Here is a 19,880-nt window from a genome sequence, read left to right as displayed (position 1 = left end):
CAGGGCGTTTGTGGTGGGTAATTGCTGGTTTATTGATAGCTGCTTACGCAGGTAAAACAATGGCTAGAGGCTTATTTTGATACATGAAAAATAGATTTCCTGAACCCGGTGCATCAACCGGTGCAGTTTGAGCGCGATTAGCGTTCCTGGATGGCCAGGCGCAATCCGAGTGCGATCAGGATGCCGCCTGACAATTTGGACTGACAGGCCAAAAAACGGCTGTTGCTCAACAGGCGCTTGCGCATGCGGAGAAACGTGGCGACGAGTGCCAGTTCATAGAGTGTGTCGAGCACGGCCATGGTGGCCCCTAGAAGGAGGAATTGGCTCATCACCGAGCCACGGCCTGGGTCTACAAACTGGGGCAGGAAAGCCAGGAAGAAGAGGGCCACTTTGGGGTTCAAAATGCCCGACAGCATGGCTTGAGTGAGTGGTGATGGCGACAAGTGCGCGGTGCCTGCAGCCGGGGTAGGCTGCGGCTTGGCGCGTAATGCCTGAATTCCCAGGTACACCAGGTAGGCGGCTCCGATGTACTTCACCACGGCAAATGCCAGCGCAGAACTGGCCAGCATGGCCGACAAACCCAGTGCCGCAGCCATGGCATGGAATAGCGTGCCGATGTTGAGTCCAATCGCAGTCAGTGCACCGGCACTGCGCCCGCCTACCAAGGTATTGGCCAATACCAGGGCTTGTGCAGGGCCCGGCACAAGAATGAGCGCAGTGCATGCGGCGATAAATGTGGCATAGGAAACAAGGTCGATCATGAGATTTCCATTTCTGAAAAAGCGGTTTCAGTGACCGGTTTAGCTTACACCCGTCTCAAGCTCGCCGCCATCAGTCCTCTCAAAACGCCCAGCTGCCCAGCTCAAACCAATCGAATCCGCTGCTGCGACCGCCCAGGCAGCGGCCCAGAAAGTCTTCGGTTTTGCGGTAGTAGCGCAGGTTGTCACTCCACTTCTGGTTGCCGTGGCCGGCCCCTTTGAACAGCACAAAGTCGACCTCTTTGCCCGCATCGCGCAGCGCCTGCACCATGCGGGTGGACTGGTCAAGTTTGACGCGCGGGTCATTCGCGCCATGCAAAATCAATAGCGGCTGGCGCACATCTTTGGCGCGGTACAGGGGAGATTGGCTGTCCATGCTGGCGCGGTCTTGGGGCTTGGCCGGGTCGCCCACGTAGCGGATCCACCAGGGTTTGGTCAGCGCCCAGTACGGTGGTGCGTTCTCAATCAGACTGGCCAGGTCAGACATGCCCACCAGGCTGATGCCGCAGGCAAAGCGCTCGGGGGTGAATGTCATGCCGACCAGGCTGGCATAACCGCCGTAACTCGCGCCCATGATGGCCACCTTGGCCGGGTCGGTGGTGCCTTGGCGGATCAGCTCATCCAGGCCGTCCAGCAGGTCATCGTGCATCTTGGCGGCAAACTGGCCCTGGGCGGCTTCCTGAAAGGCACGGCCGTAGCCGCTGGAGCCACGGTAGTTCACCTGCAGCACGGCGTAGCCCCGGTTGGCCAGAAAGGCGGGCATGGGGTCGCCATCGTTCCACATGTCCCGCGCCCAGGGGCCGCCGTGCACATACAGCACGGTGGGCAGGTGCTTGCTGGGTACATCGGCGGGCAGTGTCAGGTAGGCGTGCAGGGGCAGGCCGTCGCGGCTCTGAAAGGCCAAGGGCGTTTGCTGCGGCAGCGGGCTGAGGGCTTGCATGCGGCTGCGTGAGGATTCACCCAGCACGGTGATGTCGCCAGTGCCGAGGTTCAGCAAAATGTGTTGGCCAGCGTGTTCGGTGGTGACGGTGGCGGTGATCAGCTGGCCGTCCCGGCTGATGCTGGTGAGCTGCAGGCGCAGATGGCCCGGGTGTTGGGTTTGGAGGCGATGCAAAGCCGCTTGCAGGCGCAGGTCGAAAGCCTTGCGTTCCTGGTAATCGGGGTCCAGCGTCAGCAACAGCGGTTGACCGGTTGCGTGGCTGATGGTGGCCTGGCTGATGTCCACACGGGGGTCGGCGTACACCACGTCTTCTTGTCCGCTGCTGAGGTCAATTTTGACCAGCGCCAGCTTGTCGCGGCCCCGGTTGGACAAGGCCCAGACGAACGTGTTGTCCGTCCCCACCTCAAGCGGGTGCACGGTGTCAAAGTAGCTCAGGCTGAACAGGGCTTGCCAGTTTGGGCCGGCGGCGGGGGTGTATTTTTCATAAACCCACAAGGCCTCTTGTTTGCGCACCCGCCCGAGCAGTTGGCCTTGCGCATTGGTCAGCCAGATGGCCACATCACCCGGGTTTTGCGCCAGCAGCTTGAGTTTGCCGGTGGCGTGGGTGTAGTGGTACAGGTCAAACACCTTGGGGTCGCGCCGGTTGTTGGTGATCAGCAAGTCGGCGCTGTCTTTGATACGGGTTTGCAGGCCCGAGGTGGAGCCGGGAAACGGGGTCAGGTCTTTGGCCGGTGCGCTCAGGTCAACGCTGTCGAGTTGGAAGATGTGGGTGTTTTCGTCCCCCGCGTGGTCGGCCATCAACAGAATATGGCGGCTGTCTTGCGCCCACAGCGGGTAGGCCCGTGTGCTCAGGCTTTGTACCTGTCCGGTCTGCAGGTTTTTGACAAACAGGCCAGGACCCAGGCCCTTGCGCGCCATCCACATCAATTGCTTGCCGTCAGGTGAAATCTGGTAAAGCCCGTTGCCGTCCCAATCAGCCACGTATTGGCGCACGGGCATCAGCGCTGGCAGCGTTGGTGCACCGCTTGCGGTAGCCTGCAAACTCGGGTGAACGGCGGGGGTGCTGCAAGCGGCCAGAGCCAGGGTCAACAGCAGGGTGAGGAGGGTTTTGAGGCTCATGGTGCGGCGGGTGGGGCAGAGTGAAATTCCAGAATGTCGCCGGGCTGGCAGTCGAGCACGGCGCAAATGCGTTCCAGCGTGTCAAAGCGCACGCCCTTGACCTTGCCGGATTTCAGCAGCGAAATGTTTTGTTCGGTGATGCCGACTGCGGCGGCCAGATCGCGCGAGCGCATCTTGCGCCGCGCCAGCATCACATCCAGGTTGACGATGATCGGCATCAGACAAACCCCCGGTTTTCTTCGGCAACGTCCACCGCCCAAGTGATCAGGTAGGCAAAACACAGGATCACGCCACACAGCATGCTGCCGAGCAGGTCTTGCGGGTAAAAGGCCCATTTGAAGACCTGTTCGGTCGCTGGCAAATGGGCCGTCATCAGTGCACTTTGCAGCGGGCGGATCAGCAGCGTGAGCCCCTGGCACAGCGCCCCCAGCCAGCCCGCCCAGGTGAGCCGCCGCGCCATCGGGTGAGAAAACGTGTGCTCCTTGAGCAGGTATGTCAAAGATTTCCAGCAGCACACCACGGCCGCCAGCAGCAACAGCCAGGCCGCCAAGTCCATTGCCATGGCCAGCAGGCGGGCACTGGCAGGCAGGCCAGACAGATCCTTCGCCAGGAACAAGCCCATGTTTTTGAGCACCCGCTCGGAGTCGGTCCACCACTGAACAATGCGCACCAGCACCCAGGCGGCGTAAGAGCCGCTCAGCACCCGCAACAACTGCGCCAACCAGAACAACTTGGTTTTAGCGTTGCCCAAAACCGCTCCGTGAGCCGGAGAAAAATCACCGCTTGCAGTCGCCATGTTGCATCCTTGGAAGTATCGTCAAGGATGAAGAGTTTACTGTAAAACAGTAAAAAATAACTGTTTAATTTGTTTTTTTGGCGGGAGAAGAAACGTTTTTGCGGACGCTGAGTATCAGGGGAGGCCGGGCACGGTGTGCCGGAATATGCTGATTTTCGTCATAAATGCTATTATTTAAATAGCTGCTTGCGCTTGTTTTATGAGCGCTACAGGCCAATTTCTTATTTAAAACTGGTGTAAATGCTGTTGTAGGCGGCCAAACCATTGTTGCTGCTGAAAGCGGTGTTTTGTTGGCTGGCGAATTGTTGAAGGGAGGCCAGGGCCGCTTGTTGCTCGGTCTGGCGGGCTTTCAAACTGTTCGACTGGGTGGTGAGGGTTTTCAGGGCGCTGCCCAGGTTGCCGTTGTCGGCCAGTTCGCGGGTGGCCACGGCCTGGCTTTGCTGGCCGAGTTTGGTAACGGTGGCGCGCAAGTCTGCGGCATTGGTTTTGATCGCCGACTGGAATTTGCTGGTATCCAGGCTCAAACTGCCGTCTGATTGCTGGGTGATGCCGACACCTTTGAGGCTGTTGCTCAAGCTGCTGTCGCTGCCAAGCACCCGGCGCAAATCGGTTTGTGCACGGCGTGCGCCAATGATTTCCTGGGCGGAGGTGGCTTGGCTCGGGCTGGTCTGGGTGGTTTTCAGGGTGGCGTTGAAGGCTTTGATAAAGTTGCTGGCGGCTTGGCTGATGTCGGCATCGGTGGCACCGGCTTTGGGGGCGCTCAGGGCTTTGGCGGCATCCTGCACATCCGAAAACGCTGATTTGAGTTTGCCAAATGAGGACAACTGGGCACTGGTGACATCCAACTGCTGCTGAACCCGCTTGTCAGCCTGCGAGAAGGCTTGGCTGAGCGAGTCGGTGGCGGTGGTTGATGAACTGGTTGCAGCCGTCGCCGTGGAAGATTGGCCGCGCAGCATGGCGTAGGCTTTGACCGAGTTGGTCATGTCAGAGATGTTCATGCACGTACCCTGCGGCTTTCTTGGGTGGTTCCAGCGCACTGTAGCACTCGCCATGTGTCTTGGCTAGAAGATTGCACCGGCCTGCTTGGGTAATAGATGCCTATACAGCCCAAACGCAGGGCAGACTTGTTTCTCGGGTCCTTGGCCTCGCAAGCCCAACGGCTGACAGCCCAGCTTCAAAATTGGCCATGACCAAGTTAAGGCGAGCCAAGCTTGGCCATGACCGAAGCCAGTTTTTCCTTGGTACTTGGATCGGTGCGGATAGCCTCGTTGAACGCGGCCATGGAAAGATCGTCTTTGCCAGTGTGCAGGTATGCAAAGCCCAAACCTAACCAAGCCTTGGTATTGTTTGCATCCAGCCCGATGGCATGCTGATAAGTTTCAATACAGAGTTTGAACTCTTGTCGCGAGAGTTGGAGTCCGCCCAATTTCATCCAGGCCGCTACAGACTTGGGATCGGCTTTAACGGCTTCTTTAAATGTTTCTTGAGCCAGATCAAGCTGGCCGATAGCCCACAGAGAGTCGCCTTTTTTGATCAATTCCGTAGGGGGAAGAACTTGCGCTGAAACAAGGCTACATGCACTTAAACATGTGAAGCAAGCCAGGAAAATACGTTCTCGTAAATGGATTGGCATGATGGCTGAAGTCCTTGGAAGAATGGGGTGAAAAAACGGCTCTATCAAGTAGAGCCGTTGATGGGTCAGTTGCTTGCCAGGATCACTTCAAGGAACCTTTTCCGTATCGTTCTTCGTAGCCTTTTCGAACTTTTTCAATGGCATCTTTACCCATGCCATTAAAGAACCAGTCATGCCCGGCGATTGGCTTGAAATATTTGTCCAGAAGTTCATCGGCAAACTTTTCGTTGCCGTCTTTTTGGCGCACCACCTCTTTAAGTTCAGGAATCCACTTGAAGTAGGTGTTCTGGCTGACCTCGTAAATACCGTGCCACCAGGTGTAGTCAGGCCCGCTCATGGCCGCTCCGTGACGCGCACGCCGACCTTCGTGGTGCCAGATTTCAAACCATGTCCATTTGATCTTGGCATCCATCGGTTCGCGGGTCAGGTAACCCTTGTCTTCAAGCTCCTTCATTACTGCTGCAATCGGTTTGGCGTACTTGTCGTTGTACAGCTCGACCAAATCATCAAACTGTTTGTAGTGTCCCGCCACAGTATTGGCACTGTGACAAGTGCTGCAGACGTTTTTCATTTTGTCGCGGCGCTGTTTCCACGTCAGGATCTGGGTGACTTTGGCACCTTTGACTTCGTCACCGATTTGCGGAAGTGGCTTACCTTCGGGTTGGTCAAACTCATCACCATTGCTCAAACGGATCATATTGAGTTTGGTTGAAACCGCAGGCCGCAGTGTCCAGGAAATACGTTCACCCACGTCATGTGTCACTTTTTGTTCCCTTGTTGCACTCATGTGGCATGTGGCACAAGTTGGTGCGGCGGTGTAGTCATCTCCAACAACCCACTTCTTGGAATCCAGGTTCATCTTGCTGGTGTTGGCACGGTACAGGATGCCGTGTTTGGATTCGTTGTAGATTTCCAGTTGTGGGTGGTCTGGCCCCAGATGACACTTGCCGCAGGTTTCTGGTGTGCGTGCCTGAGCCGCTGAAAAGTTATGACGGGCATGGCAGGAGGAGCATGACCCCAACGAGCCATCAGGGTTGATCCGTCCAATGCCCGTATTCGGCCAGGTTTGTGGAGTGGGGCGCCCTTTTTCATTCAGGGCCACCGTACTGCCGTGGCACTGGAGGCAGCCAGCGTTCACCGCAGCAGGCCCACCGATGACTTCGCCCAGTAAATTGTCCAGAGAAGCCAGGATGTTGCCAGCTTTGGCATGGTGAGAGCGTTGCTGCTGTGCCACCTCGGCTTCGTGGCAATTGGCACAGGTACGGGGTGTCACAACCACTTGAATGAAGGCACCTTCGTGTTTGAAGGCGGCCTTTTCACCCTCTTTGGCTTTGTGGCAGTCATAACAATCGACATTTCTCGATGCGTGAGTGCTTTTTTTCCATTCGCCGTAGGTACCTGCGTCATTCTCTTTGTCATGACAGGAAAGGCAGTTTTTGCCAATGGCTGCCTCGGCTGCAGACTTTTTATTCATGCGATCAGGTACCGCTTGACTCTTGTCCAGGCTGACTTTCTTGGCAGGAGTGCCAGCTGCAAATGCTGATCCTGCAAAAACCAATGCAAAAAGACAGGCGAAAACCCATAGCCAATGTGAACCAAATTGAACTCTTCGCAACATGATTTTTCCTTCGTTGGGCAAAGTGACACCGGATTCTATGGACGATGATTTGAAAAGTTCCCCACAAAATTTCGTGAAAGTTATGACAGATTAAGAAAATTGAAAATATTAATTTCCTAGCTGGAACTCAATGCGCGATTCCCGTTTTCAAGCATGGGCGTTCATCGTTTCAACTGGCTGATAAATTCAAAAAACAAAGCTGATCACGTCCTTTTCGATCTCACGCTCTCTCCGAATTGGCGCAGAATCACTTGTATGGAGGCTCCCACATGACCAAGCGCTCTTACCCCCTGTCCAAGGTTTACGGCATTCTGGAGCCGGGGCCGGTGGTGCTGATGACGACCGCACACAAAGGCAAAGTCAACGTCATGCCTCTGTCATGGCACACCATGATCGAGTTCGAGCCACCGCTGGTGGGCTGCGTCGTCAGCGGCAACGACTTCAGCTTCAAAGCCCTGACAGCCACACGCCAATGTGTGCTCAACGTGCCCACCGCCGAGCTGGCGGCACAGGTGGTGGGCTGTGGCAACACGCACGGCGACCAGGTGGATAAATTTGAAGCCTTTGGCCTGACACCCGTGAAAGCCGATGACATGGAGGTTCCGCTGATTGCCCAGTGTTATGCCAACCTGGCTTGCCGAGTAGTGGACACGCGCTTGGTGAATCGCTACAACTTTTTTGTTCTGGAAGTGTTCAAGGCCTGGCTGGACCCGGCCTGCAAGAACCCCCAGACGCTGCACCACCGGGGGCGCGGGGTGTTCATGGTGGCGGGTGAGGTGATTCGCTTGCCGTCGAAGATGAAGTAGCCGTGTCTTCTGCGTGCGCCGCCGTGGCACGGCGGGTTCGCTGGGTGGTTTTTGGTGGTGCGTTTCGTCAAGCGGCGTAACTTTGCACGGCAACAAAGTGGCACATGGTGCCCATGGCCACAAAGCCGTGCCAGACGGTATGCGAGTAGCGAATGCGCGAGTCGAGTACGAAGAAAATCACGCCTACCGTGTACGCCAGCCCGCCAGCCACCAGCCACATCACACCTTGCAGGGGCACACGCTCAAGCAACGGTACCGCTGCCACAACCACCAGCCAACCCATGGCAAGGTATAGCCCCGTGGACAGCCACGGGTGCGACAGCCGGTCAAAGGCCTTCAGCGTGACACCAATGGCCGCCAGTGACCACACCACGGCGAAAAGGCTCCACCCCCAGGCACCATGGAGGGCCCCCAGGGCAAACGGTGTGTAGGTGCCCGCAATAAAGAGGTAGATGGCACCATGGTCAATCTTGCAGAAAACACGTTTGGTACGTCCTTCTGGCATGGCGTGGTACAGCGTTGATGCCAAGTACAACAACACCATGGTTGCGGCGAAGACAAGGGTACCAACAAAACTGGCTGAATTCTGGTGGCTGGCCGATGCCACCAGATAAGGCACGCTGACCACAGCGGCAATGCAAGCCAGACCATGACTCACACTGTTGGCGATTTCCTCGCCCAAGGATTGCGGACGTTTGCTCATGCGGCGCATTGTGCATGGTCGATATTTCATTGGGATACCCAAGGGAATAGCTGATCACGACTGTGCTTGCGCAGCATCAATGGCAAGCACGCGGTAATCATCACATCGTGACCCCGTGTGATGCCCCAAAGTTGGATGACTCGCTAGGTCGTAGAGCGTTGTGAGGCAATACAAAAGGCTACTGTTTGGCGAGTAGCTACTGGCAACCATTGAATAGGGGGCTACACGCGTAAAGCAACTACCTTCAACGAATCTTGATGTGATAGGCATCTAAGCCTGAAAGCCGTCATCGGTTATGACTGCAAAAATCACTTGGACCGCATGAACTTCAGCACACGCATGAGGATTTCACTATCCCATGACCACATGAAGGAATGCCCCATCTCAAGGACTTCAAACTGAGCGTTTTTGATGTTCGATGCCAGATATTGCCCGTGCGCGAGTGGCAGCAACGGGTCGTATCGTCCATGGACAACCAACGTGGGTACAGCAATGCGGGTTATCAGTTGCAAACGGTCGGGTGAAGCGGCAACCGCCAAGCCATGGTGAAAAGCGGCTGCGATGTCAGGAGCGCGTTGCAGCGCAAGGTGCAAGGCACGCTCCACTTGCACCTTGGGGTAGGGGCGCGGCCCGCCATAGGTCACCCTCCAGCCCTCGCTCATACTCTGCAAGATGCTGCTCAGCGTTTGCGGTGGGTTCACACTGGCTGCCATCACGCAGTCCAGGTAGCTTTGTTCAGGGCCGGGAAGTGAAAAGCCCGCGGTGCTCTTGCCCATCGTGGCCGCCATGTAGGGCCGATGGTCGGCTGTTGATGAAATCAGCACCATGCCGCCCAGAACATCAGGATAGCTTGTCGCCAGCAGTTGCGCGATGTAACCGCCCATGGATAGACCAATCACCGTAGGCCGACCCAGCCCGTAGCTGCGAATCACATCAACCGCGTCATCTGTCAACGAATGGAGGTCATAGGGGTTGGTTTGAAAATCAATTCTTGACGATTTCCCCGTGTCACGGTGGTCATAACGCACCACGTAAAAGCCCGCCGCAACCAGCCCTTCGCAGAATTCATCCGGCCAGAAAATCCCCTGGTTCATCGCCCCCATGACCAACAAGACCGAGGGGTTTTCAGGCCTCCCAAATGATTGGGTCCAGAGGGTTACACCTCTTGATGACGCTATAAGTTTCTGCATGAGTGAATGACCTTTGACAGTTGTTTGACCATCAATGATGGCATTTCTGGCAGTAGGAGCGCTGCCTTTGAATAGCTGCTTGCGCTGAATTTTCATGGTCTATAGGCTGATTTATTACGCAGATTCAAGGCGGTGAGCGTCCGAAAAACCCACAACCGGCCTTCCACAAATCTTGATGCGATGGGCTTCTGAAGACCCATAGACGACTGAGATCCCATGGGAGTGACCTGGGGTCTGACTTTACCGCTACACAGTGGGCGTTCGGCAAGTACCATTGGGCTAGCAGGTAAACTGTGAACCGGCGATTATTCGCCCTCCACACCATGAAACGTCGCTACGCCCAATTCAATCCCAAACGAAAACTACTTACGCCAGCTCAAGCGGAAGCTCGCGAGGACGAGCTTGGGAAGTTAGCCAATCGTGCTCGCTATGGCGGCAACCCAGAGCACAAGAAGAACCCCGGCGACTTTGGACTCACGCCGCCTTCCGATCCACGGCAAGGGAAATCGCTGTGTGATATCGCTAAGATTTTTAAACGTGACGAAGCAGAAAATTTGCTGCGCGCGGGGCTGCGCAAGGGCCTTGTGAGCGAGCGGATGGCAGGAGACTGGCCGAGGAACGTCTGGTCAGTCACTGACAACGGCTTTGCCATGGAGGCGCAGCTTGAAAACCCCGATTTGGGGACTTACCACGGCTACCCCATGCCCGAAACTGACCCGCTGTCGCAGGAAGTGATTCGTCGTTGGGAGCTCATCAATGGCTGAGTTGCGCATCAACGCGAAGTGGATGGCAGCGGCATCGGGAGAGCCGGAAGTCACAGCCACAGCCGCCCTGATCGACATGTCTGTTGACAACATCAGCCTAACCCGGAACCAGGATATCTGGGCGGAAACCGTGCGTGACAATGTCTTCGTGTCTGCTTACCCGCTAGCTATGTGGTTTGCGAGTTCATGGTGGCGTCTCAATCATGAGCCTCTGCCACCGCAGCAGCCTGGCAACGACTGGCGCATGGTTCATGAACTCGGTGCAGCCAATCATGGCTTCGTCTGGCCGCGCGTCATCTTTGTCCCCGATGGTGAGGCGATTCACGTCTGGGCCGGGGCGTCGACAACGCCAGACCAGTCGGTTCAGTACCTGCAAGCGCTGGAGACGCCGAAACTCATCACGTTGGCTGGCTTTCAGCAGAGCGTCGAGCGCTTTATGCACAGCGTGCTGGCACGTTTGGATGCCAAGCAGCTCGCTGGGTCGAGTCTGGCGCACTTGTGGGCCATCGTGCAGGAAGATCTCGCAGATCCCGAGGCGGTTCGCCGAAGGAAGCTGGAAGCCGAATTGGGATTCGACCCTGAAGAGTGCCCGGAACAAGCGCTGAACGCCGCCCTGCAGTGGGAGAGCCAGGTCGGAGATGTGGCGCTGTCAGAACTGGCACCGGCGATTTCCGCGTCGGGAGCAACCCCAGATTTGGCAGTCATTGGGCGGCTGGCCAGCGCTGACGGAATTCTTGGTACTCCCGAGATATCGCCTGACAGCATTGATCACCTGGACCATGGGGCACCCTGGGAGCGCGCGATTCATGACGCTCGTGCGCTTCGTCACAATATGGGCAATGTCAGTGCCCCAGTTTCTGACCGCAGTCTGCATGACCTGCTTGGCATGAGCAGTGAAGCCGTTGCCAATTGGTCCGCGCCAGCAGGACGGTCGCCAGTCGCGGTTGCGATGCCGATGAATGATCACCAATTGAAGTTCGTTCCGCGCAGGCACAGCCCTGCCGGGAAACGCTTCGAGTTGGCACGCTTCTTGGGCGAGTACCTGCGTCCCTCAACTTGCGAAGCGCGCTGGCTTGCATCAACCGACCTGGCGACTTCCCGTCAGAAGTACCAGCGCGCTTTTGCCGCTGAGTTTCTTTGCCCCATCGATGCATTGACATCCTTCTTGGGCAGTGATTTTTCTTCATATGCCATCGAAGAAGCCTCCACCGAGTTCAACATCAGCGAGCAGACGGTAACAAGTCTTTTGCTCAACAATGGCTACATTCACCAGCATTGGACAGGGGGCATGCCGTATCGAATGGCGGCCTGATCGCCAAGTTCTATTTGGGGCTCTGCTCAGGCCAATTCACTTCTACCGTCCAACGCGCAGGACGACTTGTTGGACTTTTTGGACATCAGCCACCGCACCCTGTCCAGTCCAGAAACCTATGCCACCGCCCTTGACTTGGCCCTGCGCTATCAGCACCACCTGTTTGACACGCTGTACCACGCTGTGGCACTGCACACCCCTGGCGCTGTGCTGGTCACTGCCGATGAGTGCTACTACAACAAAGCCCGGCATGAGGGACAAATCAGCTTGCTGGCAGATTTCAGGCTCTCGTGACTGGGGCGGGGAAGTGATTTTTAGGAGTTTGGATGCTATTGTTTAAGTAGCTGCTTGCGCATATTGCATAAGTACTACTGGCCTAAAACATTCAAGACATCGGTCTGAAATCGGGTTATGCGGTATCAGGCGGGCGGCGTGGTTCGCGTTCTCCGGTCTCCTCTAAAACAGTCGTCTAAATATAGGCTGGGAGGTTGGCAATGTGGTACTGATTTCATCAAACTCAGTATTGGAAATCAGACCACCAGTCGGCTATTCATTTGGCATCCCAGCCATTCAAATGGTGGGGTTGCACCGAAACCGGCATGACAGGCTACACGAGCAAATCGGTTGTTTGAGATGGCAATTACACGACTGGCTTTACCAGCACCAGAGGAGGGGTGATGTATGTTGCCGGACTATTACAGCAACTAACTGCCAAATCGGACGGTTGGCAGGTGGCCTCCGAAATACCCAATCAACACCACGGCCATTTCCTCTGTCCTTTCAGGGTGGAAATAGAGTCGGAAACCAGTGCCACCACTTAGCTTGGTATGGTCGCTCCAGCGACGTGGTATGAAGCCATTGGGCATGGAAAAATCGCGCAGAGGACCATGGTTCCCATGATTAAGCGTAGCATTGGACTCTCGGCTCCATGTGATTGCTCCAGCCGGGGAATATGGTGTATCAGGCGGCCATGATGCTGCGCCCTGGTCCAAAGCTCGAAGATGACGGAATAATTGGTGGAATACTGGTTCGCTTCCTGTAAGCGCACCAATCTGCTCCACAGCCCTAGGGCCGAAGTGCAGCCGAGGAAATAGTTCACAGGCGCGCGCAAGCAACTGGTGGCCGTCAACTACTGAACCCTCGATGCCCAGCTTGATTGGTCCACTTTGCCCGAGAACATCATCTTCGGTCACCACACAGCAGACTTGGACTACCTCTTGAATATTTTCTTCAACATCAAGCGTAGTGAGATCGACTTCGACAGACTCACAGCGAGGCAACTCTGTGCTTCCGAGAGCTACGCTGGCATTGCCGGTTATCGCGGCGAATGCCAGGCCAACGACCGTAACGCCGCGTACGCTACCTTCTATGGCGCGCTCGCCTTCAACCGCAGCGAACAGCCCGTCTGCTCCATCGATGAACGGCTGTTTACCCAGGCGCTGGGCAATGAACATTCCCGCATCGCGATTGGTTTCCTTGTCGAAGCACCATCCTCGCAATCCGCGTCCTTGGCCAATATCCTCGTCGGCTGCGGTACGCACGGAACGCAAAACCCGTGCGCATCCCAATTGATCTAGTGCCTTAAGAGTCAATGCCATGGTCTGGATGCGCTGGGAGGGACTCCAGCCATCACAAGGAGCAAGACTGGATTCGTCGAGAATCACATCCATGGGTGTCCTACATCAATTCAGAAAGGGCGATATCGAATTGGTCGAAAAATCCCTCCGGCCATGAATCAAGCCGTCCGTCATCATCCATCATTGGGGACTCGGGGGCGGCGGCTTGACCCGGCCGATGGGAGAAAAAGTGGACGCGAACGTCCGCCGCCGGGAGTTTTTTCTGCTTCACGGCTAGTCGTACGCCATTGAGAACATGGTCTGAGTGCGTTTCCAATATTACCTGCACTCCGCTGGCAGCTGTTTCCGCTAGTAGCATGCCAATCTCTTGTTGTGCGCGCGGATGGAGATGAACTTCCGGGTTTTCAATGAGCAGCACATCATCAGCCTGAGCAGCTAACAAGGCAACGATGATTGGAAAAAGTTGAGTGAGGCCAAAGCCTACGTTTTGTGGACGCTGGAAATCAGAGCGGGAGTCGGAACGCAAACGCAAGCTGATGGCGCTCACTCCATCTATAGGAGAAACACGGAGGTCACAACCGGGGAAAAAGCGTTGCATATACCCCCGGACTTGATGGAACAACGTGGGGGGCGTATCGGGCAAACACATAGCCGAATTTACTTCGTCCTCGCCACGCCAATACAAGAGACCAGCAGCCATTTCCCCGTGATGGCCTACACGAGCATGACCATCAGCCACCCTCAATGGTAGCAATTCTCTGGGACCAGTTCGCTCGGCGGTAATCCAACTCAAGTGTCGCAGGGCCGCGATGACAGGCGAGGCAGCTGCTTCGTCTGGGGGCATCAGCCAGCGCGTGGCGGTCCCTAAAGGAACCAACGCTCCGTTCACTTCCACCTGCTCTAATTCGATGGATAGTGCCCGCCGATCCTCGGCCTTAAACAACCACTTCACCTTCTGCTCATCGGTGGTAATACCCATAGCCAAACTACGACGTGCAGAGTCCTGGTTGATCACATCTGCCACATTGCCCAAGGACAGACCGGGGCCTTCGAGCAGCAAGGAGCTCCCCCATTCCTGCTGGCTAAAAGTCTGAGACAACAGCATTAGGGCCTGCATGACAGAGGACTTACCGCCGCCATTCACCCCAGTCAGTAGGGTAAGTGACCCCAGGGGTAAGTCCAAGGTGTCGAAACACTTGAAGCTGGATAGATGTATTTCACGCAGCATCAAACACCTCTCTAAACATAGAGTTCGCGATCCGGAAACGGGTACGTACCTGGCCAGGACCATTGGGGCCATAGGTAATGGCCTTGATGAACTCATCGTTTTCCATAAGTTCAAAGAAGTTTTGCCTGAGCACTTCAGCCTTCTCCTGCACTCTGGATTCGGAATACCTAGCAAGGCCGGTACTCATTACGTCGAACAGAGAGGCGTTAAGGACACTCCGCCTCTGGTTTTGACTTAAGTGTTTTCTAAATGCTTGACGGTCGAATACGACATGGTTGTTCGTCATTGCTCGTCGGAATCGGCTACGTAACTTGTCCAATTCCTCCGAACTGGCTTTGTTCATGAATTCCAAGCCCTTGGCAAGCCACTCGTCCATATCACCTCTGTAGACATCCAGATCCAGCAGCCGGAAAGAACAGAACCGATTAATCATTTCTCGATCTTGCATCTTGCCTGCATTGAGACTGCCGCCCGTAGCCGCACGGAATAGTGCTGTTTCGGCCTCTTCGCGAAGGAACGTGGTTGCTGGACCGTTGTACAGGGCGTTGCGCATCTGCTGGCGGCTCAACACCTCGCCGCCGTTGACTCGTTCAAAAATGTCTAGTCGTGCTTGCTCAGGCACTGATCGATCAATGATGTAAAAAAGTAGCTGGCAATCTTCCACCCGATTCTGTAAGCGCACGTCCAAGCCATCGAAGCGTTTACCGTCCAGTTCTGGTCTGTCTTTGAGTTGGAGAGCAAGCTTGTTGTTGAGAAAATGCAATAACGTGGTGAGGCGCTGCCGCCCATCCACCACGATCAGCCGCCCATCTTTGTCTTCCGCCACATAGAAAACAGGCAAAGGAATACGTAGAAGAATCGATTCGATTAGTCGACTTTGCTTGTCTTTATCCCAAACGAACCCTCGCTGGAAATCCGGATCGAGGACGAATCGATCATTCTTAATACGCCGGACAACATCTGATGTTGTCCGGCGTTCATCCCGGATTGCCAACTCGTCCAGCGGATAACCCTCCCAGCCGCCAGGAGCAGGGGGTTCGTATCCATCAAGGACTTCTTCGGCCTGTTCGTTAGTCGGTTTATTGTTGATAGTGTTGATTGCCATGCATACTCCGTACAAGCTCAAGCCGCCGACGATTCTGGCATAGGAAGTGCCACACCGGAAGTGTCACCTGAGATTGGTTGCATATTTATCTGAGCGCTTGGTCAAGCCGCCACTGCGGATTACATCAGCAACAGACCTACAGTTCGTTGATCCTCAGCAAGCATAGAAAACCAACACATCACCACCAGAGATTAGTCCATTGGCCCAATCTCTGCCAGCGTTACAGTGAAGCTGCGTATGGAATTTTGGGTTGCAGGAGCGCGGCGTTATGGCATCAAAACGCTATTAAGTAAATAGCTGCTTACGCATATTCTATAAGGGCTATAGGCTGATATCTATATCAAAAAAAGCTGTGAATGCCAAACGCACTCCACAGCCCTTGCCCCAGCCTCACTTGACCAATAACCCCGCCAACTCAACCCCCAAATCCCCCGCCTGCGCCACCGTAGGTGACACCCCTGCATCCAGCAGCTTGCGCGCCAGCAGGTGGTCTTTGCTGGCGTTCACACTGTCCACAGCCAGCAGGCGCTCGCCTTTGAAGTGGTAGACGCTGAACGAGCCAGCCGCCATATCGCCGCGCACCGCCCATTGGTCAGCGCCCATCGACAAGCCTGCCATTTGCAGCTTCTTGTCGTACTGGTCGCTCCAGAACCAGGGTGTGGCGGTGAAGGGTTTTTCCAGGCCAAGCAGGGCGGCGGCGGCGGATTTGCCTTGCTCGGTGGCGTTTTGTACCGACTCCAGGCGCAGCAGGCTGCCGTCTGGCAGGCGGCGGGCGGTGCAGTCGCCTGCGGCCACGATCGCCGGGTCGCTGGTGTGGCCACAGGCATCGACGACGATGCCGCGATCACATTCCAGGCCAGCAGCTTGGGCCAGTTGGTCGTTGGCGGCCACGCCGATGCCGACCACCACCAGGCCTGCGGGGTAGACCTGGCCGTCGGCCATGCGCACGCCGGTGACGGTGTTTTGCGCGTCGGTCTCAATGGCGGCGATGCGTGCATCCAATACCAGCGCTGCGCCGTGGCTGCGGTGCAGGTTGGCATACCAGTCGGACAGCACCGGGGCCAGCACGCGGCCGAGCAGGCGCGGGGCGGCTTCCAGCACGGTGGTGCTCAGGCCTTTTTTGCGTGCGGTGGCAGCCACTTCCAGCCCGATGAAGCCACCGCCGATGACGATGACGGGTAATTGTTTTTCGATGCACACCGCCATGCGCTCGGCAATGGCGCTGGCATCATCGCGCGAGCGCAGCGCAAACACGCCTTGGGCATCACCACCGGGCAGCGGCAGGCGGCGTGGCGTGGAGCCGGTGGCCAGCACCAGGCCGGTGTAGGGCAGGCTGCTGCCATCACTCAGGGTGACCAGTTTTGCAGTGCGGTCAATGGCGCTGACGGTGACGTTGGTGCGCAGCTCGATGGCTTTGCGTGCCAGCATCTCGGGCGCACGCATGACGAGTTGGGCGCTGTCCATCTCACCGGCCAGCCAGGCTTTGGACAGCGGCGGGCGATGGTAGGGGCCGTAGGCCTCGTTGCCCAGCAGGGTGATGCTGCCCGCAAAGCCGCCTGTGCGTAAGGCCTCGGCGGTTTGCACGCCAGCTTGTCCGGCACCGATGATGACGATGGCTGCGCTCATGGTTTATTCCTGGGTGGCTGGCAGGTGGATGATCAGGCCTTCCAGCGCGGCGCTGGCTTTGATCTGGCAGGCCAGGCGGCTGTTGGGGCGGCGCTCGGCGGCCACATTTTCCAGCATATCGAGTTCGCCTTCAGAGGCGGCGGGCAGGTCGCCCAGGCGGGCTTCGTCTACGTAGCAGTGGCAGGTGGCGCAGGCGCAGGAGCCACCGCATTCGCCCAGAATTCCGTCGATGCCGTTGGCGGTAGCCCCTTGCATCAGGCTCCAGCCGTCATTCAGGCTGACTGTGGTGCTTTGTCCTGATGCTTCGATGTAGGTGATATTGGCCATGAAAGAGGTCTCTTGAAAGTTAAAAAGCGCCGCCTGATCAGGGCGGCGCGTGGTGGGTGGTCTGCGTAGATTACGAAACGGCCAATTCCAGCACCAGGGGGCTGCGGAACGTGCTTGATGGCATCCACGGCAATTGGTCGGCGACGCGGTGGTAGTTCGGCACCACTTTGTGGAATTCGTCAAACGCAATCTTCACGGCAATGCGGGCAATCGCCGTGCCCAGGCAGGCATGCAAGCCGCCACCAAAACCCAGGTGACCGCGTGGTTTGCGACTGATGTCGTACACATCGGGGTTGGGGTACTGGCGCTCGTCGCGGTTGCCGGAGCCATAGGCCAGGCAGACAAAGTCGCCTTCCTTCATGGTTTGGCCATGCAAGGTCACGTCTTTCATCAAACGGCGGCGGAAGCGCTGGGCCGAGGTGTTGAAACGCAGGCTTTCTTCAATCGCGTCGGGCAGCAACTCGGGGTTGGCCACCACGGCGGCTCTAGCTTCGTCAAAGGTGGCCATGTTGTAGGCAAACATCATCATGAAGCCGCCCAGCGATTCCACTCCTGCCATGATCAGCGTGGTGGTGGTCAGCAGTACCTCACGGTCGTCCAGGCGGTCGCCGTCAATTTCGGCCAGCGCAAAGTTGCTGATCAGGTCATTGCGGGGTTCGGCCCGCCGGGTGGCGATCACCTTGGCGGCGTATTCCTGCATCCAGTTGTAGGCGGCAATGTGCTCAGGGCCTTTGGCGCGGGTACGGGCATCACTTTGCACCATCAGCACGGCGTTGTCGCGCACTTCGGATTCGGGCACGATGGCCTCATCACCCATGGGCAGGCCCAAGGCCGCCATCAGCACCTTCACGGTGAACTGTGAGGACACTTCCTTGAAGTCAAATTGCTTCACTCCTTGGAGCTGACCAAACACTTGTTTGGCGATGTCGCGGATGGGTTCTTCCAGCGCCATCAGGTTGCGCTTCATGAACGCGTGCTGAATCAGACCACGCAGGCGATCATGTTTCGGTGGATCTGAGCTGCCCAGCGTGGCACCGGCGCGGCCAGGCAGTTCGGTCATCAGGTTGCCGCTGGCGCTGGAATAGGTTTGCCAATCCTGCCCGGCGGACACGATATCGGTGTAGCGCGTCAGCACCCACATCTGGGCCTCGGGGCTCCAGAAGCAGGGCGCTTCATCACGCAGATGTTTGTAGTACGGGAACGGGTCCGCGTCTACGGCTGGCGAATAGGGGTCAAAACTGAACATGCAATGTCTCCTGTGTGGTTGTTGTTCGCGTCGTAACTTTAGGGGCTGGCGGCCTGAATCACACTGTAAAAAGGCGTGCCATTGCTGGTACTTTTCGTTCAAAATTGATCTATGACAAAAATTGCCTCACGATCAGCATCTACCCGCCTGGCCAGTGCCATTCCCCAATTTGCCTTGTATGGCGAAACCGCTGTGGCTGGGCAGGATTTGTTGCATGTGGAGGATGTGGAGTCGCGCAGTGCGCGCTACCAGTGGGAGATTGAACCCCATGTGCATCACGGCCTGTACCAGGTGGTCTGGTTGCATCAGGGGTCAGCACAAGTGCTGCTTGACGAACACCGCGAAACGGTTGAGGCACCGGTAGCCTTGGTCGTGCCACCCGGTGTGGTGCACGGCTTTCGTTTTGCGCCAAACACCGACGGTGCGGTGTTGACGCTGAGTGCACGCTTTTTGCTCGAAGGCGAGTTTCAGGCGGTGGGGGAGGCTTTTCGGGCTTTGTTCCTGTTGCCCAGCGTGGTTCGGCTGATGTCTGAGGACAGCACCAGCCAGCGTCTGAGTGATTTGTTTCGCAGCTTGCTGGCTGAGTTCAAGATGCCAGACGCTGCCGGAGCACCGGTGACGGTGTGGTTGGCTCGGGCCGTGGTGTGGCGCTTGTCTCAATCAAGTGCCCAGGGGCAGTTGGCGCAAGGCCCACGCGGGCAGAACCATCAGGCACTTTTCACACGTTTTGTACTGCTGGTGGAGCAAAATTTTCTTGAGCATTGGCCACTGGAGCGTTACGCCTCGCGGCTGGGTTTGTCCATACCAAGGCTCAATCGCCTGGTGCGTTCGGAGCGTGGCATCAGTGCCCTGGAGCTGATTCATGAACGGCTCACGCGCGAGGCCTGCCGCAGGCTGATCTACATTGCCGCCCCGGCTGCGCGGCTGGCTGCTGAGCTGGGGTTTGACGACCCGGCGTATTTCTCGCGCTTCTTCAAACGCCGCATGGGGGTGAGCCCGCAAAGTTACCGGGCAGCGCATGGTGAACAGGATTGAGAAGGGTCACCCTGCGGGGTATTGGCACAAGGTTGGGAACCAATTGGCGGCACTTGTTACTCACGCCGGGTAAGCCCATTTTTTACCTTCTCAAGGA

Annotated in this window: 20 protein-coding genes; 5 read left to right on the top strand and 15 right to left on the bottom strand. The window is 56.8% G+C overall.

Features of this window, described 5'->3' with window-relative positions:
• Positions 1-137 precede the first annotated feature (137 nt).
• The 7 genes from LDN84_RS12915 to LDN84_RS12885 form a co-directional block, all read right to left on the bottom strand.
• Positions 138-761 carry a LysE family translocator gene (locus tag LDN84_RS12915; RefSeq protein WP_223903864.1) on the bottom strand — a complete coding sequence of 208 codons (624 nt, stop codon included), beginning with the start codon at positions 759-761 and terminating at the stop codon, positions 138-140.
• 79 nt (positions 762-840) lie between these two features.
• Complete coding sequence (locus LDN84_RS12910; RefSeq protein WP_223903863.1) at positions 841-2,817, bottom strand: alpha/beta fold hydrolase; 1,977 nt, start codon at positions 2,815-2,817, stop codon at positions 841-843.
• A complete protein-coding gene (locus tag LDN84_RS12905; RefSeq protein WP_223903862.1) occupies positions 2,814-3,035 on the bottom strand; it encodes a helix-turn-helix domain-containing protein in 222 nt (73 codons plus the stop codon). The genes LDN84_RS12910 and LDN84_RS12905 overlap by 4 nt, the downstream gene beginning before the upstream one ends.
• A complete protein-coding gene (locus LDN84_RS12900) occupies positions 3,035-3,613 on the bottom strand; it encodes a hypothetical protein (protein ID WP_223903861.1) in 579 nt (192 codons plus the stop codon). The genes LDN84_RS12905 and LDN84_RS12900 overlap by 1 nt, the downstream gene beginning before the upstream one ends.
• Before the next feature lie 221 nt (positions 3,614-3,834).
• Positions 3,835-4,611 (bottom strand): flagellar filament capping protein FliD, encoded by a 777-nt coding sequence (gene fliD, locus LDN84_RS12895; protein WP_223903860.1) that lies wholly within the window; start codon positions 4,609-4,611, stop codon positions 3,835-3,837.
• Positions 4,612-4,808: 197 nt separating this feature from the next.
• The gene (locus LDN84_RS12890; RefSeq protein WP_223903859.1) at positions 4,809-5,246 is read right to left on the bottom strand and encodes a tetratricopeptide repeat protein; all 438 of its coding nucleotides are present in this window, start codon (positions 5,244-5,246) and stop codon (positions 4,809-4,811) included.
• A gap of 82 nt (positions 5,247-5,328) precedes the next feature.
• Entirely contained in the window at positions 5,329-6,864 is a 1,536-nt protein-coding gene (locus LDN84_RS12885) for a multiheme c-type cytochrome (RefSeq protein WP_255610320.1), read from the bottom strand.
• A gap of 269 nt (positions 6,865-7,133) precedes the next feature.
• Between LDN84_RS12885 and LDN84_RS12880 the strand changes: the two genes are divergently transcribed.
• Complete coding sequence (locus LDN84_RS12880) at positions 7,134-7,670, top strand: flavin reductase family protein (protein ID WP_223903857.1); 537 nt, start codon at positions 7,134-7,136, stop codon at positions 7,668-7,670.
• A gap of 67 nt (positions 7,671-7,737) precedes the next feature.
• Here LDN84_RS12880 and trhA read toward each other — a convergent pair whose 3' ends face one another.
• Both trhA and LDN84_RS12870 read right to left on the bottom strand, forming a co-directional pair.
• On the bottom strand, positions 7,738-8,382 hold the full coding sequence (gene trhA, locus LDN84_RS12875; protein WP_223912981.1) for a PAQR family membrane homeostasis protein TrhA: 645 nt from the start codon (positions 8,380-8,382) through the stop codon (positions 7,738-7,740).
• 299 nt (positions 8,383-8,681) lie between these two features.
• Positions 8,682-9,467, bottom strand: coding sequence for an alpha/beta fold hydrolase (locus LDN84_RS12870; RefSeq protein ID WP_223903856.1), 786 nt, complete (start codon positions 9,465-9,467; stop codon positions 8,682-8,684).
• Between the two features lie 419 nt (positions 9,468-9,886).
• Between LDN84_RS12870 and LDN84_RS12865 the strand changes: the two genes are divergently transcribed.
• From LDN84_RS12865 to LDN84_RS12855, 3 genes are all read left to right on the top strand, one after another.
• Positions 9,887-10,327: a hypothetical protein gene (locus tag LDN84_RS12865; protein WP_223903855.1), complete on the top strand. Its 441-nt coding sequence runs from the start codon at positions 9,887-9,889 to the stop codon at positions 10,325-10,327.
• Positions 10,320-11,639 carry an ImmA/IrrE family metallo-endopeptidase gene (locus tag LDN84_RS12860; RefSeq protein WP_223903854.1) on the top strand — a complete coding sequence of 440 codons (1,320 nt, stop codon included), beginning with the start codon at positions 10,320-10,322 and terminating at the stop codon, positions 11,637-11,639. Before LDN84_RS12865 ends, LDN84_RS12860 begins: the two co-directional genes overlap by 8 nt.
• Before the next feature lie 66 nt (positions 11,640-11,705).
• Positions 11,706-11,933, top strand: coding sequence for a PIN domain-containing protein (locus LDN84_RS12855; RefSeq protein WP_223903853.1), 228 nt, complete (start codon positions 11,706-11,708; stop codon positions 11,931-11,933).
• Positions 11,934-12,343: 410 nt separating this feature from the next.
• On the opposite strand, the gene LDN84_RS12850 is transcribed toward LDN84_RS12855, so the two are convergent.
• From LDN84_RS12850 to LDN84_RS12825, 6 genes are all read right to left on the bottom strand, one after another.
• Positions 12,344-13,309, bottom strand: a complete 966-nt coding sequence (locus LDN84_RS12850; RefSeq protein ID WP_223903852.1) for a hypothetical protein — start codon at positions 13,307-13,309, stop codon at positions 12,344-12,346.
• A gap of 7 nt (positions 13,310-13,316) precedes the next feature.
• Positions 13,317-14,444, bottom strand: coding sequence for an AAA family ATPase (locus LDN84_RS12845; protein WP_223912978.1), 1,128 nt, complete (start codon positions 14,442-14,444; stop codon positions 13,317-13,319).
• Positions 14,434-15,549 carry a DUF262 domain-containing protein gene (locus LDN84_RS12840; protein ID WP_223903851.1) on the bottom strand — a complete coding sequence of 372 codons (1,116 nt, stop codon included), beginning with the start codon at positions 15,547-15,549 and terminating at the stop codon, positions 14,434-14,436. The genes LDN84_RS12845 and LDN84_RS12840 overlap by 11 nt, the downstream gene beginning before the upstream one ends.
• 390 nt (positions 15,550-15,939) lie before the next feature.
• Complete coding sequence (locus tag LDN84_RS12835) at positions 15,940-17,175, bottom strand: NAD(P)/FAD-dependent oxidoreductase (RefSeq protein WP_223903850.1); 1,236 nt, start codon at positions 17,173-17,175, stop codon at positions 15,940-15,942.
• Between the two features lie 3 nt (positions 17,176-17,178).
• The gene (locus LDN84_RS12830; protein ID WP_223903849.1) at positions 17,179-17,502 is read right to left on the bottom strand and encodes a 2Fe-2S iron-sulfur cluster-binding protein; all 324 of its coding nucleotides are present in this window, start codon (positions 17,500-17,502) and stop codon (positions 17,179-17,181) included.
• 70 nt (positions 17,503-17,572) lie between these two features.
• Complete coding sequence (locus LDN84_RS12825) at positions 17,573-18,748, bottom strand: cytochrome P450 (RefSeq protein WP_223903848.1); 1,176 nt, start codon at positions 18,746-18,748, stop codon at positions 17,573-17,575.
• Positions 18,749-18,859: 111 nt separating this feature from the next.
• Between LDN84_RS12825 and LDN84_RS12820 the strand changes: the two genes are divergently transcribed.
• Positions 18,860-19,783: a helix-turn-helix domain-containing protein gene (locus LDN84_RS12820; RefSeq protein ID WP_223903847.1), complete on the top strand. Its 924-nt coding sequence runs from the start codon at positions 18,860-18,862 to the stop codon at positions 19,781-19,783.
• The last annotated feature ends 97 nt before the right edge of the window (positions 19,784-19,880 follow it).

The sequence above is a fragment of the Rhodoferax lithotrophicus genome (genome assembly GCF_019973615.1).
GTDB lineage: Bacteria > Pseudomonadota > Gammaproteobacteria > Burkholderiales > Burkholderiaceae_C > Rhodoferax > Rhodoferax lithotrophicus.
The sequence above is the reverse complement of the archived record's forward strand: the minus strand, read 5'-3'. Positions and strand labels throughout refer to the sequence as shown.

Bases quoted from the DNA above. Each gene is read 5' to 3' on its own strand.
- LDN84_RS12915 (WP_223903864.1), bottom strand. From the start codon at position 761: ATGATCGACCTTGTTTCCTATGCCACATTTATCGCCGCATGCACTGCG.
- LDN84_RS12910 (WP_223903863.1), bottom strand. From the start codon at position 2,817: ATGAGCCTCAAAACCCTCCTCACCCTGCTGTTGACCCTGGCTCTGGCC.
- LDN84_RS12905 (WP_223903862.1), bottom strand. From the start codon at position 3,035: ATGCCGATCATCGTCAACCTGGATGTGATGCTGGCGCGGCGCAAGATG.
- LDN84_RS12900 (WP_223903861.1), bottom strand. From the start codon at position 3,613: ATGGCGACTGCAAGCGGTGATTTTTCTCCGGCTCACGGAGCGGTTTTG.
- fliD (WP_223903860.1), bottom strand. From the start codon at position 4,611: ATGAACATCTCTGACATGACCAACTCGGTCAAAGCCTACGCCATGCTG.
- LDN84_RS12890 (WP_223903859.1), bottom strand. From the start codon at position 5,246: ATGCCAATCCATTTACGAGAACGTATTTTCCTGGCTTGCTTCACATGT.
- LDN84_RS12885 (WP_255610320.1), bottom strand. From the start codon at position 6,864: ATGTTGCGAAGAGTTCAATTTGGTTCACATTGGCTATGGGTTTTCGCC.
- LDN84_RS12880 (WP_223903857.1), top strand. From the start codon at position 7,134: ATGACCAAGCGCTCTTACCCCCTGTCCAAGGTTTACGGCATTCTGGAG.
- trhA (WP_223912981.1), bottom strand. From the start codon at position 8,382: ATGCGCCGCATGAGCAAACGTCCGCAATCCTTGGGCGAGGAAATCGCC.
- LDN84_RS12870 (WP_223903856.1), bottom strand. From the start codon at position 9,467: ATGAACCAGGGGATTTTCTGGCCGGATGAATTCTGCGAAGGGCTGGTT.
- LDN84_RS12865 (WP_223903855.1), top strand. From the start codon at position 9,887: ATGAAACGTCGCTACGCCCAATTCAATCCCAAACGAAAACTACTTACG.
- LDN84_RS12860 (WP_223903854.1), top strand. From the start codon at position 10,320: ATGGCTGAGTTGCGCATCAACGCGAAGTGGATGGCAGCGGCATCGGGA.
- LDN84_RS12850 (WP_223903852.1), bottom strand. From the start codon at position 13,309: ATGGATGTGATTCTCGACGAATCCAGTCTTGCTCCTTGTGATGGCTGG.
- LDN84_RS12845 (WP_223912978.1), bottom strand. From the start codon at position 14,444: ATGCTGCGTGAAATACATCTATCCAGCTTCAAGTGTTTCGACACCTTG.
- LDN84_RS12840 (WP_223903851.1), bottom strand. From the start codon at position 15,549: ATGGCAATCAACACTATCAACAATAAACCGACTAACGAACAGGCCGAA.
- LDN84_RS12835 (WP_223903850.1), bottom strand. From the start codon at position 17,175: ATGAGCGCAGCCATCGTCATCATCGGTGCCGGACAAGCTGGCGTGCAA.
- LDN84_RS12830 (WP_223903849.1), bottom strand. From the start codon at position 17,502: ATGGCCAATATCACCTACATCGAAGCATCAGGACAAAGCACCACAGTC.
- LDN84_RS12825 (WP_223903848.1), bottom strand. From the start codon at position 18,748: ATGTTCAGTTTTGACCCCTATTCGCCAGCCGTAGACGCGGACCCGTTC.
- LDN84_RS12820 (WP_223903847.1), top strand. From the start codon at position 18,860: ATGACAAAAATTGCCTCACGATCAGCATCTACCCGCCTGGCCAGTGCC.